Genomic DNA, 24235 nt, shown 5'->3' on the forward strand with positions numbered 1-24235 from the left:
GCATCCCCCGGCAAAAACGGAAGAGGGCACGGCCGCCGACTACAAAAGATTTATTATCAGTTGGTTACTGGAAAGCAGCAAAGGGAGGTATGTCGCGGTATCGATACGGGCAACTGATACCGAGTAACATCGACGCCGCGCAACGGGTGGAGATGCGGCGCTGCTGTGTGCGAGCGGGCTGAGCATTCGCTCGATGCGGTTGCGATCCTTGTAGCGCCGATAATGGGGCTGTTCGAGCGCCTTGCGGTTCGCGCGCGGCGGGCTGATCGGCAAGATGCCCTGGATCCAACAGGCTTTCGCGGACGCGATCACCATCATAGCCCTTGTCGGCGAGCAGCGCCTTGGGCTTCGGCGGCGGCGTAATCCGATGCTTCGCCGCCGGTCAGGAGGAAGCCGAGAGGGCGTCCCCGATTGTCCGAGCGGGCGTGGACCTTGTCTGTAAAGTCGCCACGTGATCGCCCAAAAGCGTTTGCAGCAGGCCATCCCAAGCCCGCTTGTTCGGCCCAGCGCCGGAACCGGACTTAGACCGAGTTCCCCTTGCCATAGCGTTCGTGCATGTCGCGCCAAGGGCAGCCAACCCCCAGCACATGGAGCATCCCGTTCGGGAATCGCTTTTGTCAATTCGGCCTAGAGTAGGAAATCAAGGAGGCCGAAGCGACGAGCGTCGCCTCGGCCTCAAACTGCGTTAGTCGCTTCCGATTGGGTCGCAAAATCAGAATGCGATGCGCGCAGTTACCCGGGCACCATGGACGTTGCGATCCGATGCCAGCGTGCCGGTGTATGCAGCGCCGAGGCGTAACGACCCCGTGGTGTATTCAAAGCCTGCCTCGACCTCGGCAGAATTTTTCGGGATGGCCGTGCCAACGATATCGAATGCGGGCCCGCCCGCTTCGAAACGCGAAACGATGGGAGCGCCGCGATCGTCGAACGCGCGGTTCCAGGCGGCCGATACATAGGGCTGGAAACCCGGCTGTCCCGCATTGAACTGCGCGCGTGCGCCAAGGCTGAGGAAAGTCGTCTTCTGATCGGCCTTGCCGACAGCGAGCGCCGCATTGCCGCCCGTTTCGGTAAAGGCGTCGCTGCCCGTGTCGACATGCGCCAACCTTGCGAAAGGCGTAATCGCGGTGTTGCCGGTGACGATATCATAGCCGATTTCGCCAAAGATCTGCAGCGTGTCGGCATCGCGTTTCGAGTTGAGCGTTTGCGCCAGCGGCGCTACGCTGATGGCGCGCGTCGTGTCGATATCGTGCCAGGCGTAGCTGACGCCGATCGTGCCGCGCAGCCCGCCTGCCGCGCCATAGGTGGCGTGGGCAGCCAGATATTTGCTCTCGACATCGGCACGGTCGTTGCGGCCGCCCAAGTGGAAGTCCGAGCCGCCGATACCCGCCGACAAGGCCGCGGCGAAGCCGTTGCCGCCAATGCCGACGCCCGCGACCAGTCCCTTATGATCGGTGTCCATCGCGAAGTTGCCGCGATTGGCATCGAAATCGCCCCAGCCGCCAAACGCCGAGCCCCAGACGAACGCCCCGCCTTCTTCGGGCGCCTGCATTCCCAACAGCGCGTTACGAAGATGACGACTGTCGTCGGTCAGCCCGCTGATCGTGCTGGCGAGGATTTCGCCCGACAGGTCGCCAAAGCTTGCCTGCGCGCCCGCCGCATTCTGCACCAGCACCGCTTCATAGAGCGGATTGTCGACGCCGAGCGCCTGCACCGCGGTCGCTACGCTCGCCTGGTTAAAGCCCAGCGCGACATCGGCGAAATCAATGTCGTTGCGATAAAGCGACAGCGTCACCGAATTGGCGCCATAGCGCAGCAGCGGATCGAGGAACGCCAGGTTGCTCGTTACCGATCCGAAAGTGCCGGTGATGCCGCCCGCGCCGGTCAGGATCACATAGTCGGTGCGCGGACTATAGGTGCCGTTTTCGGCGAGCACCGCGACGCCCGCAGTGCTGGCGATCGTGACGGCGCCGGTTGCATCGAGCCGGTCGGCCGCGCCCGCGGCATTGGCTTCGACTTCGTAGATCGAGCCGGCCGCGAAGGCGAGATCGCCGTTGACCGTGAGCTGGCCGATCGAGTTGCCCGGTGCGATACGGCCGCCGTCCGCGACGGTGGTCGAACCGACGCTGCCGTTGCCGCCAAGCGTGCCGCCGCTGTTGATAGTGACCGGCGAGACGATCGAGCCGTTGACCGCGAGCGTACCGCCGTTGACCGAGGTCGGGCCGGTATAGCTGCTGTCGCCGGTCAGGTTGAGCGTGCCGCTGCCCTCTTTCACCAAGCTGCCGTCCCCGGCGATATTGCCGCCGAACGCGGTATTGCCGGTTTGATCGACGGTGAGCTCGCTATCGCCGATCACGACGGTCGAACCCGTGTCGCCTTCGAGCGCACCGATCGTCTGGTCCTTGCCGGTGATGTCGAGCGTACCGCCTTCACCCAGGTCGAATTCGGTCGTCGGGTCGATCGTCCCGCCGATGCGAACCGCGCCGCCGAGAATGTTGGTGACACCCTGGAACGCATAGTCGCCCATGAACACCAGCGCGCCGTCGCCCTTCTTGTCGAGCACGCCCGAACCAGAGAAGGCGCCTAGGAAATCATAATCGTCGGATCGGTTGAAGACAAAGCGGCCGTCATTGACGATATTGCCTGCAAAGCTGCCCTCGGTCCCGCCGGCGCCCAGTTCGAAATAACCCGTGCCCTCGGTCTTTACATCGCCCTGGAGCAAGCCGGTAAGGACGAGCCCGCCGTTTGAGATGGTCGTGCCGCCGGTGTGGGCGATATTCGCGGTATCGACCGTGAACACCGCGTCGCCGATCAGTTGAAGCTGACCTGTTCCGTCGATGGTGAGATCGTCGAGCGCGGACACCGTTTCGTCGGTGCCGAAGTTGAGTACGAGCAGGCCGTTGGTGCGAACCGCCGGGGTCAGGATAGGCGATTCGCCCTCTCCGCCAATGTCGATTTCATTCACCCGCAGCGCCGCGCCTTCGTCGATCGACACGCTGTCGAACGCCCCGACAAGGCCCGAAGTCGACCAATATCCGGCGGCGACGTCGAGGTTTTCAAAACCGTCGGCAGCCGAAAGTTGCTGCGCTTCGGTGAGTTCGAGGACGTCGCCGTCGAGCGTCAGCGTATCGTTGCCTGCGCCTGCATCGATCGCGCCGGTGATGGCGCTACCGGTGCGCAGCGTCACCCCGTCGTCAAACGCTCCAAGCTGCACAGCGACGCCCGATCCGCCCGACAAGATGCCCGAATTGTCCAGGCTCGTCTGGGTCAACGACGTGAAAGCAGCTCCGGTTGCGCTGGAAATCGTACCGCTGTTCACCAGCGTCACCGTACCACCAGCATTGCTCTCAACCCCGGTCTGCCCGCCGGTGATCGTGCCGCTGTTGGTCAGCGTCATGGCGCCGTCGGTGCCGTGCCCGAGGCCAACCGTCGCACCGCTGATCGAGCCGCTGTTGTCTACAACCACCGATTCCAATCCAGCGTTGAACTGGACAGCCGTGCCGACTGCGCTGCTGATCGATCCGCTGTTGGCCAGCGTCCCGGTCAGGCCAGCATCCTCGCCATCGAACTGGCTCTGGATAACAACACCGCCAAGCTCGCCGACGACCGTACCGGCGTTATCGACGCTGCCACCGCCCGACAAAATGATGCCGAAGCGGGCGCCGTCGATCGTGCCTGCGGCGCCGTTCGAGACCGTTGCCGCATAGCCGTCAGCAGCCTGCTCTTCGGCGCGGAACATCGAAATGCCGTCGGCGAGCGCCGAACCGCCTCCCGAAATCGCACCGCTGTTCGTGACGCTGCCCCCGCCGATCAGGCGAACGCCGTCGTTCGATTCGCCGGCAATCGTGCCGCTATTTTCCACCGTGGTGCCGGCAGCGAGAAAGACGAGCTGACCGATTTCGTCATCGAACAAATAAGCCGTCGTGATGCCTGCGCCCGCGCCGCTGATCGTGCCGCTGTTGGTCACGCTCGAGCGGGCGGTGCCGATGGTGATGCCCGCGTCGGGCACGGCGTCGAAGCCGTCATATGTGCCTTCGCCGCGGATCGTGCCGGCATTGTCGACAATGAGAGTGCCGCTAGCCGCGCCGTAGATGCCCGACGTCGCGCCGGTGATGACGCCGCTCGCGGCGTTCGTCACCGTCAGGTCAGCGAGCGATCCGTGCGAGACGCCCACCGACTGTTCGCTGGTGATCGTCCCGCTGTTCTGAAGCGTGGCGGTCGACATATCGCTGCCGAAGCCGATCCCATAACCATTGCCGTCCTGGCCCAGCGACTGCTGCGGCCCCGTGCCGGTGATCGTGCCGCTGTTCACAACATTGGCTGTCAGGCCGCTGCGATCCTCGCCCGGATCGGTGTTGAGCGCGGTGCCCTGAATGAAGATGCCGCCGACAACACCTGTAATCTGGCCTGCATTGGCGACGTCGCCGCCGCCCGAGAGAATGATGCCGAACCGCGTCCCGCTGATTTCGCCGCCATCAGCGTTGGCGACCGATGCGCCGTAATTCTCATTGGCTTGCGCAACATAGGCAAACATCGAAATGCCGTCGGTGAAATCACCGGCCAGACCGCGGATTTCGCCGCTGTTTTCAACGCTGCCGCCACCGATCAAGCGGACGCCGTCATCATTTTCACCAATGATCGAGCCGCTGTTGACCACGCTGGTATTGATCGCCCGCCCCTCGGTCTGACCGGTCGCTGCGTTGAAGTAGTTGGCCGTCGTTATTCCAAGGCGATTGCCCGAAATCGTGCCGCTGTTGGTAATCGAGCTGCCGCCGTCGGTGATCGTCACGCCCGCGTCGGGCGCGGCATTCACGCCTTGGTTGGTTCCGTTGCCGCGGATGGTCCCGGCGTTGGTCAGGGTGAGCGCACCCAGCACGGTTTCGATCCCCGACGCAGCGCCAGTGATCGTACCGCCTTCGGCGTTGGTAATCGTAATTGCCGTATCGCTGGTTGTGTTTACGGCAACGCCATCGCTGGCGCTTCCGGTAATTTCGCCACTATTCGTAACCGTGAAGCTGTCGAACTCGCCAAAGCCGACCACACCTTCGCCAAACAACCCCGCGCCGCCATTGCCACCGACGATCGACCCGCTGTTGGTGATGGCGCCGCTCACCGGCGTGCCGCCAAGCCCGTTCTGGATGAGGATACCCGCACCGCCGCCCGCGATAGCGCCGGAATTTTCAACCGTGCCGCCGGAAGACAATGTAACGCCCGAGCGAACCCCTGTAATCGTGCCCTCGGCGCTGTTGGTGACGAGCGCGGAAAATGTTCCCAAATCCTGGGTCACCAGCGCGAACATCGATACGCCATCGGCCTGCGCGTTCAGTTGCCCGCTGATCGTGCCGCTATTGTTGACGCTGCCCCCGCCCTGTAGCCGGACACCATCGTTGTTGAGCCCGACAATCGAACCGCTGTTGTTGACCGTGGTATTGATCGAACGGTCCTCGACCACGCCCGGGCTGACCTGGAACGGGTTAGTGGTGATCCCGAAAGTGGCGCCCTGGATTGTACCGCTATTGTCGATAACGGCGTCGGGGGTCGTGATGTTGATCGCGGCTTGCGTGTTGCTGCGGATCAAGCCGTCGTTGTCGACGGTCAGCGTGCCGGCGTTCGACGTGATCGCGGGCCCGTTGCCCGTAATCTGGGCGCCGACCTCGTTATTGATAATCAGATCGCCACTGTTGAGCCCGATGAGGCCGCTCTGTTGTCCAGAGATCACGCCGCTGTTGTTGATGATCGCCGTTTCGAGCGACTGATTGGCGAGCAGGCCAAGGAAACCACTGATCGTGCCGCTGTTGTTGAGTGTTGCGGTGCGACCGGGTTGGTTCGCATTGGCGGTCAAGATAACGCCAAAGGGCGAAACGTTCGGCGTCGCCGGGTTGAACGTGCCGGTGCTGCGGATGATCCCTTCGTTATCGATCGTGCCGCCGCCCGACAGCAATACACCGAACAGCTGGCCCTCGATCAGGCCCGACTGGGTATTGGTGACCGAACCGATGCCGGTCACGCCCTCGGCAACCGCCTCGGGGAATTCGGCGATAACCACGCCCGTCGCCTGAACGCCGGCGGCGCCAAAAGCCTGAATGGTGCCGCTGTTGACGACGTCGCCACCGCCGATCAACGCCACGCCGCTCCCCGCTTCGCCGCGGATCAGGCCCGAGTTGGTCACGGTCGTGTCGGCCGCGAGCGCCTGCGGCGGCAGATCGTCGCCCGCCTCGTCTTCGCCGAAGAAATAGGATGTCGTCACCCCGTTGGCGGCGCCGCTGATCGTCCCGCTGTTGGTGACGGTCGAACCCGGTTGCGACATCACGACACCGCCGCTCGGGCGCTGCTGGATGCTGCCGAAGTCGGTGCCGTTGCCGCGGATCGTGCCCGCATTGTCGACCACCACCGCGCCATTGTCGGCGTAGACGCCAATGATGCTGCCCTCGACGGTTTCGCCGTCGGCCACGGTGACTTCCAGCGTTCCGGGCTGGTCGTTGTGAATGCCGAACGCTTCCTGCGCCATCGCAGGCGACGTCAGATGGGCAATCGACAGGCCGACGATCGCGCTGGTCGTCAGAAGGCGGGTTTTCGAAACAGGCGTCATGTGTAGTCCCCTCGGCATGGCAGGCGAAGAAAGGGTTCGCCGGAGAGCTGATGCTCTCCGGCCGGTCCACCCCACCTCGAATTTTTTGCGTCCCCCAGCCGATGGACGGATTGCCATCCTCGGCTTTGTGCGCGTTGCCTAGGTGCCGGGGGCCCTCAACGTCTACCCAATGTTATTTAGGGTGAATTTGCGACAAACCGTTGCGACGGCCCTTGCGCCCGGACGTCAGACCCCGTTACGGGAAGGGATCACCGGGGGGTGGGTCGAGATAGTTGGCGAGCGCGCGAGGCGCGCGCGTCGGAGACGCAATGACGCGTTCGATCCCCGCCTCGGCGCGGGGGCGCGATGAAAATATTATTCGCAATTTTTGGTCTTCTGTGCCTTCTCGTCGCGCAACCGGCGAAGGCGGAAACTGAAAAGCTACCGCAACTTGATCTGCGGGCAGGCGAAGATGCGCCGGAGATCGCTCCTTTCGTACGTTTCGCCAAACGACCGGGTACAGTGCGGACGCCTCAATTGAACGCCATTCTGGCGGGGTCTCTTCAACATATCAAAGGGTCGACCATCCATTTCGGGCCGCCGGGTACTCGGACCGTCGTCTTGCTGAAAGTCCGCAATGCGAGCCGCGAGCAGGGAAGCTGGATTCTGACCACCGGCCGCGGCTCGCTCAAGCATTTCCGGCTCTATGAAGCCGAGGGAAATCAACTCTCATTGATTGTCGACGGCACCGATCCGCAGGTTGCCCGGCAGAATCTCGGCACCTATCAGGCATTCAGCTCGGAACTCGTGCTCGCCCCGCGTCAGGAGAAACTGGTCGTCATCGAGTTCGTTTCCGAAAATTCGACCTACATGCCCCTCCGGATCGAGAGCTATGGGACCTTCTTCAAGGACCGGCGAGCCAATATATCGATGGTGTCGGGTGTCGTTGTTGGCGCGCTGACTCTGCTCCTCCTCAATTTTCTATTTTTCTCGATTACCGGATTCAAAGAGTTTCTGTGGTTAGCGGTTGCCGAAGCCTTTTTCGCTCTGAACACGGTTCACTCGGAAGGCTATATCACCATCTTCTTTCTGTACGACAGGCCGCTGACCGGGGTTGCCGTCGAAGACTTCTTCAAATGCGGATTTGCAGGAGCGATGGCGCAATTCTGCCGAAGCTTTGTGAAGACGGCGGATAATTTCCCGAAACGCGACCTGGTGCTTCGAGCGCTCATTCTGTTCGCCGTCGCGGTTATGCTGGTTCAGCCGGGGCTGTCACTGTACCCGGCCGAGGTTCGGTTTTTCCTCCACATGTCGGGATGGCTCGTCGCGGTCGCCGTCGCGCTCTTCCTGCCCTTCGTCGGTTATGCCGCAATGAAACAGCTCGGATTCCAGCTGTGGCCGCTTTTCGTGGGCTGGGCCAGCCTCGCCTTGTTCATCATATATGCGGCCGTTGCCTCAATGGGCGTCTTCACCTGGCTGCCGATCAACTGGCACTTGGCCGGGCCGGTCGGGCTCTTCGAATCCATCATGGTCACGCTGGCCCTCGGGTTGAATCTCAAGAAAATCCAGCAGGAGAAACTCGCTGCCGACGCCAATTTCGCGCAGTCGCTGGGCGAGCGTCTGGAAATCAGCGAACGGGCGAAACGGCTGGCCGAAGAAAAGGCGTTCGCCCTCGAGACCGTCAGCAGCCAGAACGCGCTGCTTCATGCCTCGGGTCATGACAGCCGACAGGTGATCCTCGCGCTCAATAGTGCGGTCGAGGTCCTCAAACGGCAGGAAGGTACAAATAGTGACTCTTCGCTTGTCGAGATGCTCGAAAGCTCGGCCGATTTTCTGAATGAGATCGTCTCGACGACTATCTCGGGCGCCAACATCGCCCCAGGCGATTCCGATTTCGTCTCGCTCAGCGTTTTTCGGGGTCAGGCACTGATCGAGCCGCTTGCAATGATGTTCAAGGCGCCCTTCGCGAACAAAAAGCTGCTGCTCGAGGTCCGTATTGTGGACGATGTCCAGATAATTTCGGACAAACCCCTGCTCATGCGCGCGCTCGCCAATTTGCTCAGCAACAGCTACCAATATACCGAAACCGGCGGTGCCTGCGTTAGTCTTGAACGCGTGGATGGGCAGGCCGTCATCAAAATCACCGACAGCGGCAGCGGCATGTCCACCGAAGTCGCCACTGCCCTGAACGGCGACGCCGTCACGCGAATTCGCGGTAACGAAAGCATAGCGGGAACCGGTTCGGGTTTCGGATCGGCCAAGCGCATTATCGAAACGCTCAGTGGGAAGCTGGAGATCGTCTCGTCCACGCCAGGCGGCACCGAAATCCGGATCGTCCTGCCCGCGGCCTTCACCGTCATCACGCCGATTTCAGTCGGCGATTTGCAGGCAGGTCTGGCGGCGTGGGCCGTCCTCGATTTCGACCAGCGCGGCGATTTCGAGGCGGGATTGGGATCAGCGGAGGACAAAAGGCGGGTCATCGCCCTTACCTATGATGATACCACGGTTACGCGCGGGCGCCTCAGCCATCTTGTCGCAATGGCTGCAATCAAACCTGCCTGCCGCGAAATGTTGGATCATCCCCTTCTCGCGACGGCGTCAGAGCAGGTTTAATTCGTTCGCGCGATCTACGATTTTACGGTTGTGCGGAGCGTCGAGTTTGCGTCGCAGCTCGGCGATGTGGAAGGAAACGGTGGGCGGCGCGATCGCCAGGCGATAGGCGATCTCCTTGTTCGTCTCGCCTTGTGCCAGATAATGTAGAATGGCCATCTGGCGTGACGACAGGGCAACCGGCGGCTGCTGAAATTTGCCGAGCGCCTCGTCGATGTGCGGAGAAATATAAACTTCACCCGCCAGTGCCGCGTCGCAGGCTGCGACAATATGATCCAAAGGATCCGATTTGCTGACGACCGCGCGCGCGCCGAGTTTGAGCGCCGAATGAATCTCGTTGAGATGCGTTTCGCCCGTCAGAATGATCACCGTCATGTCCCGCGAGCCGACGATTTCGGCGAGAACGTTGATCCCACGCACGTCGGGAAGGTTCAGATCGAGGATAACCAGGTCGACCGGCTGCGACTGGACAAAGGCATTGACCATTGCCCCGCAATCGAGGGCGCCGACCACGGCATAGCGGTCGAGTGACGCGAAGAGGAATCGCAGCCCGCTTTGCGTGATACGGTGATCGTCCACGATCAGAATATTGTGTTTCATGCCCACACCCCACCCATCCCCACTCGCTTTTCTGCGGATTATAGCATCTCTGCAACCCGAATTGATGCGGGGTGCTGCAAGAATTAGGGCCGTCGCCAGACAAACAGAGGCCCGTCGAGTGGCCTTCGACTCGTCCTTGAAACAAAAAGGCCCCACCCTCTTGGGTGGAGCCTTTTGGCCTCGACCGGCCTTACAACGGCTCGAGACTGACCCTCCTGCCCTTCCCGGGTATCAGAGCGGCAGGAACTGAATTGTGGCAGCCCTCGATCGACGCGTGATCCCAAAAAGAGTTTAGGGTCAACCCGAACTGAAGATTGGCCGGTTGTGGCGTGGCGAAGAATAGGCGAATTCAGACTTTCGCATGATCATTCTCCTGTGGGCGAAATGGCCAAGGGGAACGAGCGAACGGCCCCTTTAGCTGTCAGCAGACCGTCTGACCGTTCGACGTCGACGATAGCTGCCAGGGGTCAGCAATATTTCACCCCAGGCGGGCAAAAACAGCCGCGCCTGAGGGAGGTAATTCCCGTTCCTTCTGGCTACTTTCAGAAACGATTGCCGCTGCGAGCAATTCTCCTGTCGTGACAGGTCCGGCAAAGATCGCCTCCATGCCGCGCACGCATACACCCACGCCCTCATCCGCCAGATCATAATGCACCTGTTTCGCCGAACGCCGCGTGACGACCATATCGGCCCGGCGCAGTTCGGCTAGCTGCTGGCTGAGCGCCGGCTGTCCGATCCCCGTTGCCGCTTCGATTTCGCCCACTGTCCGCCCGCCGCGGAGCAGGCAGGAGAGGATCATCAGCCGTTGCGGCTGGGCATAGACGCGCAGCTTTTCAACGGCCTTGTCCGCGAGCGCACGGTCCTGGTAAATCGCGCTCATGGGGCGTCGACCGTACGGCAGAACCAGCCTAGATCGTCGCCTTCCATCATCCGCTCGGGCGGCGGAGCGAGCAACGGCTGGCCGGGACGCCAGCCTTCGGGGGCCAGCACGCTGCCGTCGGCGGTGCGCCGGAGTGCGGCGAGCGTCCTCAAAATCTCGTCGACCGAACGACCGACCGTGTGCGGATAGATGTTGATCGCGCGAACAACTCCGTCGGGATCGATGAAATAGGTCGCGCGAACCGCAGAACTGTCCTGCGCCGCATCATCGATCATGCCATAGGCGCGGCCGACCGCCATGCTCGGATCCTCGACGATCGGAAATTCGATCGCGACGCCAAACTGCGCCTCGATCGCGCGCACCCAGGCGAGATGCGAATAGAGGCTGTCGACCGACAGCCCGAGCAAGGCGCAATCGAGCGTATCGAAGTCAGCCTGTCGCCTGGCGAAAGCGATGAACTCGGTCGTACAGACCGGTGTGAAATCGGCGGGGTGCGAGAAGAAGACGAGCCAGCGCCCGCGATAATCGGCGAGCTTCATCGCGCCTTTGGTCGATCTTGCGCTGAAAGGCGGCGCTTCATCGCCAAGCCGTAGGGAGCGCCGCCCCTCGGTATCGATCTTGTCTATCATAAGTCTCGGTCTTTCATCCCCAAAATCCATGCCGCCGGTGCGGACTTGACGCAATCTTTCTATTCGATTACATAGTTTATGTAAATATGAATTCATGGAGGCAGAAGTGACCGATTCGACCATTGCCCACGCCAGCGCCCAAGTGATCGCAGCCAGGGCGAAACCGGCGGCGATCAAGGCCTTCTTCGACGATGCGACGAATACGGTGTCCTATGTCGTCCACGATCCCGCGACGAAGCGCGCCGCGATCATCGACAGCGTGCTCGATTTCGATCCGGCGGCGGGTCGCACGGGGTTTGCCTCGGCCGACAAGATCGTCGCCTTCGTCAAGGAGCATGACCTCGGCATCGACTGGCTGCTCGAGACGCACGCGCATGCCGACCATCTGTCGGCGGCGCCGTACCTCCAGGAAAAGCTGGGCGGCAAAATTGCGATCGGCGAACATATCGTCACCGTTCAGAACAGCTTCGGCAAATTGTTCAACGCCGGAAGCGACTTTCAGCGCGACGGATCCGACTTCGATCATTTGTGGAAAGACGGCGACCGTTTCCAGATCGGCGAGATCGAGGTCACGGTGCTGCACGTCCCCGGCCACACGCCCGCCGACAACGCCTATGTCATCGGCGACGCCGTCTTCGTCGGCGATACGATGTTCATGCCCGACTATGGTACCGCGCGCGCCGATTTTCCGGGCGGCGATGCCCGCCAGCTATTCCAGTCGCTGCGCCGCATCCTCAAGCTGCCGCCCGAAACGCGCCTGTTCATGTGCCATGACTATCTGCCCGAAGGCCGCGACAATTATATCTGGGAAACGACGGTCGCCGACGAACGCGCCCATAATGTCCATGCACACGATGGCGTGACCGAAGATGAATTCGTCGCGATGCGCGAAGCGCGCGACATCGCGTTGGCGATGCCGCGGCTGATCATGCCCTCGATCCAGGTCAACATGCGCGCCGGTCATATGCCGGCGCCCGAGGAAAACGGCATTCGTTACCTCAAGATCCCCGTGAACGCGGTATGATCGCGGCCTTTCCGCAGGCGATGCCGGTCGAGGGTTTGCTCGGCGGCTTGCTCATCGGTCTGAGCGCCGCGATCATGCTGCTAGGCAACGGCCGGATCGCCGGGGTCAGCGGTCTTGCTGCACGCGCGACCGGGCTCGGAACCGGCAGCGCGCCGCGCGGCATGGCACTCGCCTTCATTATCGGCCTGCCGCTTGGTGCCGCCGTGATCGCCTTGCTGCTTGGCGGCGTCGAAATCCGCTACCCCGCGTCGATCTGGCCGATCGTCGTGGGCGGGCTGTTCGTCGGCTATGGCACCCGCCTGGGCTCGGGCTGCACCAGCGGCCATGGCGTGTGCGGCATGTCGCGGCTGTCGCTGCGCTCGATCACCGCGACCCTGTTGTTCATGGCAAGCGGTATCGCCACGGTCGCGTTGATGCGCGCGGGCGGCCTGCTGTGAAGCGCGTGATTGCGGCGCTGGCGGCGGGCGCGATATTCGGTGCGGGCCTGGCGCTTTCGGGCATGGCCGACCCCCAGCGCGTCCGCGCCTTCCTTGACATCTTCGGCGCCTGGGATCCGACGCTGGCGTTCGTCATGGGCGGCGCGCTGGCCCCGATGGCGATCGCCTGGGCGATCCAGCGTCGTATGGCGCGCCCGATCCTCGCCGGTGTTTTCGACCTTCCCCCTACCCGCGGGATCGACCGACCGCTTGCCGTCGGCGCGGTGATCTTCGGCGTCGGCTGGGGGATCAGCGGCCTCTGCCCCGGCCCCGCGATTGCGGGGCTCGCGCTGGCTCCAAGCCATGCCATCGTTGCGGTTGCCGCAATGGGCGCTGGCATGGCCCTGCACCGCCTCACCAGCCGCTGACCCCAAGCCACGCCTGGAGAAGAGACATGGATATTAGAACAATCAATTTGCAGCTCGGTGTCAGCCCGCAGATTCAGCCCGACGACGTCGCGGCGATCGTCGCAGCCGGCTATCGCTCGATCATATGCAACCGCCCCGACGGCGAGGAAGCCGGGCAGCCGCCTGCCGCTGCGATTGCCGAGGCGGCGCAACGGCATAAGATTGGCTTTGCGCATATCCCGGTGGTTTCGGGCCAGATGACCGGGACCGACGCGATGCTGATGGCTAATGCTCTTGCCGAGTTGCCGTCACCGATACTCGCCTTCTGCCGTTCGGGCAGCCGATCGGAAAAGCTGGCTGCCATGGCGACCGCACGATCGGCGCCGCACGCCGGCGCCGACTATGACATTGTCATCGTCGGCGGCGGCAGCGCGGGGATCGCGACAGCGGCCAGTCTGCTGAAACGGAACCGCAAGCTCTCCATTGCCATTATCGAGCCCTCCGATGTCCATTATTATCAGCCTGGCTGGACAATGGTCGGCGCGGGGATATTCGACGCCGCATTCACGCGCCATACCGAACGCTCGGTCATGCCGCGCGGGGTGGACTGGATCAAAAAGGCGGCAACTGGATTTGCGCCCGATGATGATCGAGTGTTGCTGGATGACGGCAGTTCGGTGTCGTACCGCGTTCTGGTCGCGTGTCCCGGTATCAAGCTCGACTGGGATGCCATTCCAGGCCTGAGCGAAACGCTCGGCAAAAACGGCGTTACCTCCAACTACCGCTATGACCTTGCGCCCTATACCAATCGCCTCGTCAAGAATTTGGAAGGTGGCCGGGCCCTGTTCACCCAGCCGCCGATGCCGATCAAATGTGCCGGTGCGCCCCAAAAAGCGATGTATCTGTCGTGCAATGTCTGGGAACGCAGCGGTGTCCTCAAAGACATTGACGTCCAGTTTCACAACAGCGGCCCGGCGCTGTTCGGCGTTGGGGTCTATGTCCCGGCGCTGATGGAATATGTCGAGCGCTACAACGCACATCTGAATTTCGGATCCAAGCTGGTCGCCATCGACGGCCCCGCGAAGGTCGCGACCTTCGAGCAAAAACGCGGCGATACAGTCACCCGCGTCGACGAACATTTCGACATGATCCATGTCGTGCCGCCGCAGGTGGCGCCCGATTTCGTTCGCAACAGTCCGCTCGCCGCGCCCAGCGGATTCATCGAGGTCGATGAAGCGACGCTCCAGCATGTCCGCTACGCCAATGTCTTCGGGCTCGGCGATGCCTGCTCGGCGTCGAACGCCAAGACGATGGCCGCAGCGCGCAAGCAGGCGCCCGTCGTTGCGGTCAATGTGCTGGCCGCGCTCGATGGCAAGGCGCCGGTCGCCGATTATGACGGCTATGGCAGCTGCCCGCTCACCGTCGAGCGCGGCAAGATCGTGCTTGCCGAATTCGGTTATGGCGGCAAGCTGCTCCCGAGTTTTCCGAACTGGCTGATCGACGGTACAAAGCCCTCGCGCCTGTCGTGGCTGCTGAAGGACACGATTCTGCCGCCGATCTATTGGCACGGTATGCTCAAGGGCCGCGAGTGGATGGTCAAGCCGCACCTGATTGCCGCGAACGGATAGCGACATGATCGACACCCTCCATTTTGCGCTCGGCGGCGTCTCGGGCGCCCTGGTTGGATTCGTGCTGGGCTTGGTCGGCGGCGGCGGGTCAATTCTGGCGGTTCCCCTGCTGCTCTATCTCGTCGGCGTGAAAGAGCCGCATGTCGCGATCGGTACCAGCGCCTTTGCGGTGGCGGCCAATGCCGCGATCGGGCTGTGGAACCATGCGCGCGCGGGAACGGTCAATTGGCGCTGCGGTTTCATCTACGGCTCGGCCGGGGTCGTCGGCGCATTTGGCGGCTCGACGCTCGGGAAGAGCATCGACGGGCACAAGCTGTTGCTACTGTTCGCGTTGCTGATGATCGTCGTCGCGATCCTGATGTTCAGGCGGCGCGGTGACGAAGGCATTGAGGGCGCCCAGTGCAGCCGCGAAAATGTCGGAAAGGTCGCCGGTTATGGGCTGGGAACTGGGGTGTTCTCAGGCTTTTTCGGGATCGGCGGCGGCTTCCTGATCGTCCCCGGCCTGGTGGCTTCAACGTCGATGCCGATCCTGCGGGCGATCGGCACCTCGCTGATCGCGGTGACCGCATTCGGCCTCACCACCTCGTTCAACTATGCGCTGTCGGGTCTCGTCAACTGGCCGCTGGCGGGCGTCTTCATCCTCGGCGGCGTCGCGGGCAGCGCGCTAGGCACCCGCGCCTCGCGCGCACTTTCGGCCGACAAGGGCAAACTCAACACCGTCTTTGCCGCCTTTGTCATGATCGTCGCCCTCTACATGCTCTGGAAGAGCTGGGGGGAGATCGGCCTATGATCCCGGCGAAGATGTGAAAACGCGAACAGCCCGAATATCAAAAGGAAAATATCATGACTCTCCACATTGGCGACATTGCGCCCGACTTCACTGCCGACACCCAGAACGGACCGATCAGCTTTCATGAATGGGCCGGCGACAGCTGGGTCTTCCTCTTCAGCCATCCAGCCGATTTCACGCCCGTCTGCACGACCGAGATGGGCCGCACCGCCCAGCTCGCGCAGGAATTTGACAAACGCAACACCAAGCCCCTCGGCCTTTCGACCGATACCGCCGAAGAACATCGCAAGTGGATCGAAGACGTCAACGACACCCAGCACACCGACCTCAAATTCCCGATCCTGGCCGATGCCGACCTGTCGATTGCCCGGATGTACGACATGATCCACCCGCAGCAGAGCGAGACGGCGGCGGTACGTTCGGTGTTCATCATCGACCCTGCCAAGCGCATCCGGCTGACGATGACCTATCCCATGAGCGTCGGTCGCAATTTCGACGAGATCTTGCGCGTGATCGATGCGCTGCAACTGGGCGACAAGTTCCGGATAGCGACGCCGGCCGACTGGTCGGCGGGCAAAGAGGTCATCATCCCGCCGTCGATCAAGGATGAGGAAGCGGTGACGCTGTTTCCGCAGGGCTGGACGACGCACCGGCCTTATTTGCGCACGACATTGGTCGCATAAGTCAACCATGAGCCGAGAGGGGGATCGAGATGTTCACACGCATTGAACGCTGGCTGGAACCAGGCACACGGTCGAAGGCGCTGATCGATCCACTTTTCCGCATATTCACCAGCCTGATCTTTATCGTCGGCGGCCTCGGTCATTTTGGCCAGCATCGGATGATGCTCGAACGGATGAAGCAATCGCCCTGGGCGGGCATGGTCGACAGGATTGGCGATCCTTCGGTCCTGCTCTGGCTTTCGGGGATTGCCTTTGTCGTGGCGGGGTTCACACTGGCGATCGGTTTCATGACGCGGGCCTCGGCCCTGATTATATTCGTGACACTCGTACCGGTCACGATCACGACGCATCTGGTACCCGATCCCTCGCATGTCGGCCCATTGTTCAAGAATATCGCCATATTGGGCGCGCTCCTGCTGATCTGGGCGCGCGGACCCGGTGCCTATGCACTCGATAATAAGGGATTTTGACCGATGATTGAGCAAGACTGGGCCATCATTCTTGCCCGTGTGCAATTCGCCTTCACGGTCAGCTTTCACTTCCTGTTCCCGGCGTTCACGATCGGGCTGGCGAGTTTCCTAGCCGTGCTCGAAGGGCTCTGGCTCAAAACCGGCAAAGGGGTTTACGCGAATCTCTATCGCTATTGGCTCAAGATCTTTGCCGTCGTATTCGCGATGGGCGTCGTGTCGGGCATCGTCATGTCGTACCAGTTCGGCACAAACTGGTCGGTCTTTTCCGACAGGGCCGGGCCGGTCATCGGACCGTTGATGGCCTATGAAGTGCTAACAGCCTTCTTTCTGGAGGCGGGCTTCCTCGGCGTCATGCTATTCGGCATCAACAAGGTCGGTCGCAAGCTTCATTTTGTCGCGACACTCGCTGTAGCCGCAGGCACGTTCGTCTCCGCTTTCTGGATCTTGTCGGTCAACAGCTGGATGCAGACGCCGGTGGGTTTCGAAATGGGCGCGAACGGACAATTCCTGCCCGGCGACAGCTGGCTGACGATCGTCTTCAACCCAAGCTTTCCCTATCGCCTCGTCCACACCGTCCTGGCCGCTTATCTGACGACAGCCTTTGCGGTCGGCGCAGTGGGGGCATGGCATCTCCTGAAAGACCGGCAGAATCCCGGCGCGCGAAAGATGTTCTCGATGGCGATGTGGATGGCGGCGATCGTTGCACCGATCCAGATATTCGCTGGCGATATGCATGGCCTCAATACGCTCGAGCATCAGCCCGCCAAGGTGATGGCGATGGAAGGACATTATCAAAGCCACCCCGACGGCGCGCCGCTCATCCTGTTCGGCATCCCGAACAGCAAGGAGAAGCGCGTCGATTACGCCATCGAAATACCGAAGGCTTCGTCATTGATCCTGAAGCACGATCTGAATGCTCCCCTCGCTGGACTGGACACCATCCCCGATGCCGACGAGCCTCCGGTCGGGATCGTCTTCTGGGCGTTCCGCATCATGGTCGGCCTGGGCTTTGCCATGCTGGGCATCGGAATGTGGAGCCTGACCGCCCGCGCCCGCAAGAAACTCTACGACTGGCCGTGGCTGCACCGCGCCGCGGTCGCGATGGGTCCGAGCGGTTTCATCGCCGTACTCGCCGGCTGGGTGACGACCGAAGTCGGACGCCAACCCTTCACCATCTATGGCCTGCTCCGGACCGTGGATAGTGCATCGCCGCTCGATGCGCCGGCGGTCGCGGCATCGCTCGTCGCCTTTGTCATCGTCTATTTCGCTGTGTTCGGGATGGGCATCTGGTATCTGCTTCACCTGATGAAAAAGCCGCCCGAAGCGCATGAAGCCGCGCTCGACGGCCTGCCGATCCGCTCCGCCGGAATCACGCCCGCCGCCGCGGTTATCGAAGGAGACATCGCATGATCGATCTCACCGTCGTCTGGGCCGCGATCATCGGCTTTGCGATCATCGCCTATGTCGTGATGGACGGCTTCGACCTTGGCATCGGCATCCTTTTTCCCTTTTTCAAGGTGGGCAAGGATCGCGATACGGCGATGAACAGCATCGCACCGGTGTGGGACGGCAACGAAACCTGGCTGGTGATGGGGGTCGGCGGACTGCTCGCCGCCTTTCCGCTCGCCTATGCGATCATCCTCCCGGCCCTCTATGCACCGATGATAGCGATGCTGCTCGGCCTGGTATTTCGGGGCGTCGCCTTCGAATTTCGCTGGCGGGACCCGGCGCACCGCGAATTCTGGGATCGCGCGTTCACGACAGGCTCGATCGTGGCGACCTTCGCGCAGGGAATCGCGCTCGGCGCGCTTTTGCAGGGGATCACCGTCGAAGGCCGCGCCTATGCCGGCGGCTGGTGGGAATGGCTTTCGCCGTTCAGCCTGTTGACCGGCTTTGGGTTGCTGACCGGCTATGCGCTGCTTGGCGCCTGCTGGCTCAACTGGAAGACCGAAGGCGGTTTGCAACGCCAGGCAGTGACCTATGCCGGCCGCCTCGGCATCGCGTTGTTGCTGATGATCGGCGCGATCAGCCTCGCGACGCTGACCTTGGAGGCACAATATTACCAACGGTGGCTAAGCTTTCCGGGCGTATTGGCGACGGCGCAGGTGCCGCTGGCGACGCTGATCATAACCTTCCTCTTCTATCGCAGCTTGCGACTGAAAAAGGATGCGCAGCCCTTTTTCTGGGCGCTGACGCTCTTCGGTCTGTGCCTGATCGGCCTTGGTGTCTCGATCTGGCCCGACGTCATCCCCGCGCGCGTCACTATCTGGGAAGCCGCCGCTCCGCACCGCAGTCAGGTCTTCATGCTGGTCGGCGCATCGATCATGGTGCCGATCATCCTCGCCTACACCGCCTGGTCCTATTGGGTGTTCCGCGGCAAGGTGGGCGCGGATGGATATCATTGATGACGGCGCGCCTGAAACGGATTGGCTGGTTTGTCGCAATTTGGGCCGCAAGTGTCTTGGCGCTGGCGACAGTGGGGTTGATAATCAGAGCCGTTCTGCGCGCATGATTGGAACCAGTGATTTGATCCCGCGATCGTGGTGCTTAGGAGCGGGTTCGCCGAGAATGGCCGTTAGGGGTCTGGCAGCCGTTGTCGTGCGGAAAGCGAAAGCAGACACCCGCCAGCACGTAATGCAAACAGGCAAGGTACGACGCGATTCCGAGTTTCGATCTTTCGCGGTGCGCGGCGACTGATCGTAAACTGGGCTCGTCGCCCGTTGCCGGTCCGTTTTACTCGTCGGCTCCAGCGGTAGGACCGAATTGCACTGACGGAGATACGATAGTGCCGGTGATCAACGAAACCCCAGAAAATTACGCAGGTCGGGGATAAGGCCTATGTCCGCCGCATCGTCGGCAAGGCTGGTTTCGGCAATGACCAATCACGATCTGCGGCTCGAAACTGGCGATCGAGCATGCTTATTCGGGGCGATCGCCACCCCGGCGGGATGGTGCCAAGTTTTGACCGGAAATGGTGCCCCTGGCCGGACTCGAACCAGCACTCCTTGCGGAACCGCATTTTGAGTGCGGCGCGTCTACCAATTTCACCACAGGGGCACGGCGCTTGCAGCGCGGCGCATCCCCTAAAGCGAAGCGCCGCTTTTTGCCAAGCTATTTCTTGAGTTCTTTCGCCAGCGTCTTTGCCGTCGCCTTGCCATAGGGCGGCTTGAAACCCGCGAGCCCCGCGACGTCGAGCTTGGGCTGGCGGTACACCGCGCGCGCGTGGCTGAAGGTGCGGAATCCGTCGACCCCGTGATAATTGCCCATGCCCGATGGCCCGACCCCGCCGAACGGTAGATCCTCCATCGCGTTATGGAACAAGACGTCGTTGACCGTGACGCCGCCCGAGATCGTCCGCGTCAGCACGCGGTCTTCCTCGCTCTTGTCCTGCCCGAAATAATAAAGGCCGAGCGGTCGGTCGTTGGCGTTCACATAGTCGATCGCGTCGTCGATATGCTTGTACGTCTTCACCGGCAGGATCGGCCCGAAGATTTCTTCCTGCATCACCTTCATATCGTCCGTCGGATTGCGGACGATATGGAGCGGCATCTTGTGGCCGTTCGAGCTTGCGAAATCCTCAGCCCCCGGATTGATCTCGATCACCTCGGCGCCCTTTTCGCGCGCATCGGCGAGATAGGACTGCAGCCGATCGTAATTGCGCGTGTTCACGACCGACGTGTAATCATCGTTGGCGAGCAAGGTCGGATAAAGCGCCGCCGCGCCCTTGGTGACGCGGTCGATCACCTCGCCCTCCTGATCCTCGGCCACCAGCAGATAATCGGGCGCGAGGCAGATCTGTCCGGCGTTCATCATCTTGCCGAGCGCGACGCGCTGGCCGACAAGATCCTTGTTCGCGCTGCGCCCGATAAAGGTCGGCGACTTGCCGCCGAGTTCGAGCGTCACCGGCACCAGATTGTCCGCCGCGGCGCGCATGATATGTCTGCCGACGCTCGTCGCGCCGGTGAAGATCATATGGTCGAACGCCAGCTTCGAGAAGGCGACGCCAACCTCGGAATCGCCGGTGAACACCGCCATCTCGCTCTCGTCGAAATAGTTGGGCACCAGCCGCGCCATCAGCGCCGACACATTTTCGGTAAACTCGCTCGGCTTGATCATCGCGCGATTGCCCGCCGCGAGCACGCCCGCCATCGGGACGAAGACCATGCCGACGGGGAAATTCCACGGCGCGACGATGCCGACGACGCCCTTCGGCTGATAGACGACCTCGGCCTTGGCGCCGAGCAGGCCGAGCGGAAAGGTCGGTTTGCGCTTCTCGCCCTTCGACCAGTTCGCCATATGCTTTTTCGCATGCTTCAAGGCGCTGACCGAAGGCATGATGTCGGTCATCAGCGTCTGTTCGCGGCTGCGGTGCCCGAAATCCTCGCTCACCGCCTTGGCGAAATCCTCGGCATGGTCGACGAGCATCGCGATCGCGCGGTCGATGCGGTCGGTGCGGACGGCAAGGCTTTCAGGCATGGCGGCGGTGAAGCTTGCTTTCTGCGCCGCGAGAACCGCGTGCATGCGCGCCGTTTCGCCGGCGATATCCTTGATCGCGGTTGCCATGACCTAATCTCCCCGTTTCCAGTTTGCACGACTTCACCATGCCCCGCAGCCGGTTGCAAGTTGAAACCTGCGTGCCCAGGGCGATCGAGAGGTCATGGCTCGATACTGATGGCGCGGGATCTGAGCCGGGCGGCGAGCGGACGGTCGGGAAACGTTGAGAGTTTCAGACGCCGTTAGGCGTCAGAAAGTCTTCGATGCCCGAACCGCGGGGATCATAGACTGAGCTATGGGGAAAGCTGCTTTGCGCGAGGCACGGGGTAGCCAAGAGCTGTCAAAAAGCAGCCGGACATGAGAGCGGACCGGCAGCTTTTATGTCGCGAGAGCAGACGTCTGAACTGAGACAGTCTGATTTTGGGCGTCTGGCGTCTGCTTTTCGGCAGGGCGAGCGCAAGCGTGTCCGCTTCCGGACGCAGGGCTGCGCCGGCTATGGGAGTGGATGAGCCGTGCCGGGTCACGGCGCCTGTGTCCCGGATGATGACGGCGCGGGTGGCGGCGCGCGGGCGAGGTAGCGGCGTTCGAACACCTCGATGATCACCATGGTGCCGCCGCAGCACGGGCAGAGCGGCCGGGCCTCGGGCTCATTGATCGGGTCGGCGGCGGGCGGCGGCGCGACGCTGAGCAAACGGCGGGCGCGTTCGAGGTGAGCCTTGCGCTGTGCGCTGGCGAGGAGCCCATAGTGGCGGATGCGGTGGAATCCGCGCGGCAGGGCGTGGAGCAGGAAACGGCGAATGAACTCGTCAGCGGCGAGGGTCATGACCTGCTGGCGGTCGGCGCCGGCCTCGCGATAGTTTTTATAGCGGAAGGTGACGCCGGCATCGTCGAAGCGGAGGAGGCGGCTGTTCGATATCGCAACGCGGTGGGTGTAGCGCGACAGATAGGCGAGCACCGCCTCGGGCCCAGCGAACGGCGGCTTGGCATAGACCACCCAGCGCTTCTTTCTGACGGGTGAGAGATGCCGCAGGAATGCGCGCCGGTCGGCGAGCTGCGTCATGCCGCCGAAGAAGGCGAGCTGCCCACGGTCATGGAGGGCGCGCAGCCGGGTCAGGAACAGGCGGCGGAACAGGGCGCCAAGCACGCGCACGGGCAGGAGGAAGGCCGGACGTGCGGATATCCAGCGTGTCCCATCGCGGGAGATGCCGCCGCCGGGCACGATCATGTGGATGTGCGGATGATGGGTCAGCGCCGAGCCCCAGGTGTGGAGGACGGCGGTGATACCGATCCGGGCGCCGAGGTGCCTGGGATCAGCGGCGATGGTCAGCATCGTATCGGCAGCGGCCTTGAACAGCAGGTCATAGACGAGCGCTTTGTTGTAATAGGCGATCGCGGCGACCTCGGCAGGCAGGGTGAACACGACGTGGAAGTAGCCGACCGGGAGGAGGTCGGCCTCGCGCGCTTCGAGCCAGCTGCGCGCCGCAGCGCCCTGGCACCTTGGGCAGTGCCGGTTGCGGCAGCTGTTATAGGCGATCCGCCAGTGCCCGCAGTCGGTGCAGGCCTCGACATGACCGCCGAGCGCGGCGGTGCGGCAATGTTCGATCGCCGACATGATCTTGAGCTGATGCAGGCTCAAATGCCCGGCCTGCGCGGTGCGATACGCGGGACCAGCGCTGCGGAAGATATCGGCGACCTCGAGTGAGGCGCGCACCGCCTTAGCCGTCAGGCGCCTCCTCGTCCGGCGCGGCCAGCGCAAGCCTGTCGAGCGGACTGACGACCGACCGAACGGTCTTCGTTGCGACCTGCGCGTAGAAGGCCGTCGTGTTTATCTTGGCGTGGCCGAGCAGGACCTGGATGACGCGGATGTCGACGCCATCTTCCAGCAGGTGCGTGGCGAAGCTGTGGCGCAACGTGTGCGGTCCAACCCGCTTGGCGATATCCGCGGCCTCGGCGGCCTCGACGACGACCCGGTAGAGCTGGCGCGTGCTGATATGGGCCGCTGCGCCCTGTCCGGGAAAGAGCCAGCCGTCGCGACGCAAAATGCCCTGCTGCCGCCCGGCGCGCCACCAGTCACGCAGGAGCAGGAGCAGGCCCTCGGGCAGCATGGCGTTGCGGTATCGCCCGCCTTTGCCGCGCTCGATCCGCAGCAACATGCGCTCGCTGTCGACGTCGCTGATCTTGAGCGCTGCCACTTCGGCCACCCGTAGGCCCGCGCCATAGGCCACCGACAGCGCGGTCTGATGCTTGAGGCAGCGTGTCGCATCGAGCAGGCGCTTCACCTCGGCCATGGTCAGCACGACCGGGATCTTGCGAACCTGCTTGGTGCGGATCAGCTTACGCGCGAGATCGGGGCGGTCGAGCGTGTGCGTGAACAAGAACTTGAGCGCGCTGACGATGCTGTTCATCGTTGGCGCCGGCACGCCAGCTTCGAGCTGCTCGAACTGGAACTGGCGGATATCCTCGGCGGTCGCGGTGTGGGGAGAGCGCTGCAGCCAGGTCGCGAACCGTCCGACATCGCGTAAATAATTACGCTGCGTCTCCGGTCCGAACCTGCGCATCGCCATGTCGTCCAGCAGGCGCTGGCGCAGCGGGCTGATCGGGCTAATCTGAACAAGCTCATTCATCGTTCGACTCCTCGGTTGAAGAAGTCGAAAAGGTCTGCCTATGCCGGCCGACGTTCAATCAGACGCGGCGCTCGCTGGACGGCTTTACATCGAGGCTAGCGCCAATCCACGCAGTGGTTCGTGCTCCGACCGATAGTTGCCGTTGAAGGACTTGCTCTCTCCCCTTCAGGGGAGAGATAAGAAGGCTTGCCGGTTTTACCGGCTAGCCGCAGTTGAGAGGGGCTTGAGCTGCTTCCGCCCCCTCTCCCAACCCTCTCCCCTGAAGGGGAGAGGGCTACGTCCGCTCCCCACCTCTTTCCGGTCGTTCGTCGGAACTCAGTGACACTGCCCATACTTACCCCCAGACGCCCTCCGGAAAAACCGCTTTCCTACAATATCCCGCTATGGTTCAAGGTTATCGATGATCAGCATCCTT

At 62.4% G+C, this 24235-nt stretch carries 18 protein-coding genes, 1 tRNA gene and 1 pseudogene; 11 read left to right on the top strand and 9 right to left on the bottom strand.

The genetic code is table 11. From position 1 onward, the window contains the following. Window positions 1–142: 142 nt before the first annotated feature. Window positions 143–608: pseudogene (locus tag SKP52_RS27545) on the bottom strand (transposase); the annotation flags it as partial. Between the two features lie 104 nt (window positions 609–712). Continuing rightward, entirely contained in the window at window positions 713–6586 is a 5874-nt protein-coding gene (locus SKP52_RS10905) for an autotransporter domain-containing protein (RefSeq protein WP_039574716.1), read from the bottom strand. A 516-nt stretch (window positions 6587–7102) separates the two neighbouring features. Here SKP52_RS10905 and SKP52_RS10910 point away from each other — a divergent pair. Continuing rightward, window positions 7103–9178 carry a sensor histidine kinase gene (locus SKP52_RS10910; protein WP_228383901.1) on the top strand — a complete coding sequence of 692 codons (2076 nt, stop codon included), beginning with the start codon at window positions 7103–7105 and terminating at the stop codon, window positions 9176–9178. On the opposite strand, the gene SKP52_RS24590 is transcribed toward SKP52_RS10910, so the two are convergent. From SKP52_RS24590 to SKP52_RS10925, 3 genes are all read right to left on the bottom strand, one after another. After that, the gene (locus SKP52_RS24590) at window positions 9164–9775 is read right to left on the bottom strand and encodes a response regulator (protein ID WP_052208118.1); all 612 of its coding nucleotides are present in this window, start codon (window positions 9773–9775) and stop codon (window positions 9164–9166) included. The genes SKP52_RS10910 and SKP52_RS24590 overlap by 15 nt on opposite strands. Before the next feature lie 478 nt (window positions 9776–10253). Next, window positions 10254–10655, bottom strand: a complete 402-nt coding sequence (locus tag SKP52_RS10920) for an ArsR/SmtB family transcription factor (protein ID WP_039574719.1) — start codon at window positions 10653–10655, stop codon at window positions 10254–10256. Beyond that, on the bottom strand, window positions 10652–11284 hold the full coding sequence (locus SKP52_RS10925; RefSeq protein ID WP_039574720.1) for a peroxiredoxin: 633 nt from the start codon (window positions 11282–11284) through the stop codon (window positions 10652–10654). Before SKP52_RS10925 ends, SKP52_RS10920 begins: the two co-directional genes overlap by 4 nt. A 94-nt stretch (window positions 11285–11378) precedes the next feature. Here SKP52_RS10925 and SKP52_RS10930 point away from each other — a divergent pair, with 94 nt between their 5' ends. From SKP52_RS10930 to SKP52_RS25355, 10 genes are read left to right on the top strand one after another with little or no spacing between them, the layout of a single operon-like run. Further along, window positions 11379–12308 (top strand): MBL fold metallo-hydrolase, encoded by a 930-nt coding sequence (locus tag SKP52_RS10930; protein ID WP_148309100.1) that lies wholly within the window; start codon window positions 11379–11381, stop codon window positions 12306–12308. Then, entirely contained in the window at window positions 12305–12745 is a 441-nt protein-coding gene (locus SKP52_RS10935) for a YeeE/YedE family protein (RefSeq protein WP_039574722.1), read from the top strand. The genes SKP52_RS10930 and SKP52_RS10935 overlap by 4 nt, the downstream gene beginning before the upstream one ends. Next, the gene (locus SKP52_RS10940; protein WP_039574724.1) at window positions 12742–13152 is read left to right on the top strand and encodes a DUF6691 family protein; all 411 of its coding nucleotides are present in this window, start codon (window positions 12742–12744) and stop codon (window positions 13150–13152) included. Before SKP52_RS10935 ends, SKP52_RS10940 begins: the two co-directional genes overlap by 4 nt. A 26-nt stretch (window positions 13153–13178) precedes the next feature. Beyond that, window positions 13179–14759: a bifunctional protein tyrosine phosphatase family protein/NAD(P)/FAD-dependent oxidoreductase gene (locus SKP52_RS10945; protein WP_039574725.1), complete on the top strand. Its 1581-nt coding sequence runs from the start codon at window positions 13179–13181 to the stop codon at window positions 14757–14759. Window positions 14760–14763: 4 nt separating this feature from the next. Continuing rightward, complete coding sequence (locus SKP52_RS10950; RefSeq protein WP_039574727.1) at window positions 14764–15549, top strand: sulfite exporter TauE/SafE family protein; 786 nt, start codon at window positions 14764–14766, stop codon at window positions 15547–15549. Between the two features lie 53 nt (window positions 15550–15602). Next, window positions 15603–16232 carry a peroxiredoxin gene (locus tag SKP52_RS10955; protein WP_039574729.1) on the top strand — a complete coding sequence of 210 codons (630 nt, stop codon included), beginning with the start codon at window positions 15603–15605 and terminating at the stop codon, window positions 16230–16232. A 29-nt stretch (window positions 16233–16261) separates the two neighbouring features. Then, window positions 16262–16702 carry a DoxX family protein gene (locus SKP52_RS10960; RefSeq protein WP_052208120.1) on the top strand — a complete coding sequence of 147 codons (441 nt, stop codon included), beginning with the start codon at window positions 16262–16264 and terminating at the stop codon, window positions 16700–16702. A 3-nt stretch (window positions 16703–16705) separates the two neighbouring features. Further along, window positions 16706–18112 carry a cytochrome ubiquinol oxidase subunit I gene (locus SKP52_RS10965; RefSeq protein WP_039574731.1) on the top strand — a complete coding sequence of 469 codons (1407 nt, stop codon included), beginning with the start codon at window positions 16706–16708 and terminating at the stop codon, window positions 18110–18112. Continuing rightward, the gene (cydB, locus tag SKP52_RS10970) at window positions 18109–19107 is read left to right on the top strand and encodes a cytochrome d ubiquinol oxidase subunit II (RefSeq protein ID WP_039574733.1); all 999 of its coding nucleotides are present in this window, start codon (window positions 18109–18111) and stop codon (window positions 19105–19107) included. The genes SKP52_RS10965 and cydB overlap by 4 nt, the downstream gene beginning before the upstream one ends. Beyond that, on the top strand, window positions 19107–19214 hold the full coding sequence (locus tag SKP52_RS25355) for a DUF2474 family protein (RefSeq protein ID WP_081997299.1): 108 nt from the start codon (window positions 19107–19109) through the stop codon (window positions 19212–19214). The genes cydB and SKP52_RS25355 overlap by 1 nt, the downstream gene beginning before the upstream one ends. Window positions 19215–19674: 460 nt before the next feature. Here SKP52_RS25355 and SKP52_RS10975 read toward each other — a convergent pair. From SKP52_RS10975 to SKP52_RS10990, 4 genes are all read right to left on the bottom strand, one after another. Further along, a tRNA-Leu gene (locus SKP52_RS10975) sits at window positions 19675–19759 on the bottom strand. Window positions 19760–19813: 54 nt separating this feature from the next. Further along, window positions 19814–21265, bottom strand: coding sequence for a coniferyl aldehyde dehydrogenase (locus SKP52_RS10980; RefSeq protein ID WP_039574735.1), 1452 nt, complete (start codon window positions 21263–21265; stop codon window positions 19814–19816). Between the two features lie 451 nt (window positions 21266–21716). Then, complete coding sequence (locus SKP52_RS10985; RefSeq protein WP_039574394.1) at window positions 21717–22907, bottom strand: IS91 family transposase; 1191 nt, start codon at window positions 22905–22907, stop codon at window positions 21717–21719. Window positions 22908–22911: 4 nt separating this feature from the next. Further along, a complete protein-coding gene (locus tag SKP52_RS10990; protein WP_039574391.1) occupies window positions 22912–23820 on the bottom strand; it encodes a tyrosine-type recombinase/integrase in 909 nt (302 codons plus the stop codon). Window positions 23821–24235 lie beyond the last annotated feature (415 nt).

This window comes from Sphingopyxis fribergensis (assembly GCF_000803645.1).
GTDB lineage: Bacteria > Pseudomonadota > Alphaproteobacteria > Sphingomonadales > Sphingomonadaceae > Sphingopyxis > Sphingopyxis fribergensis.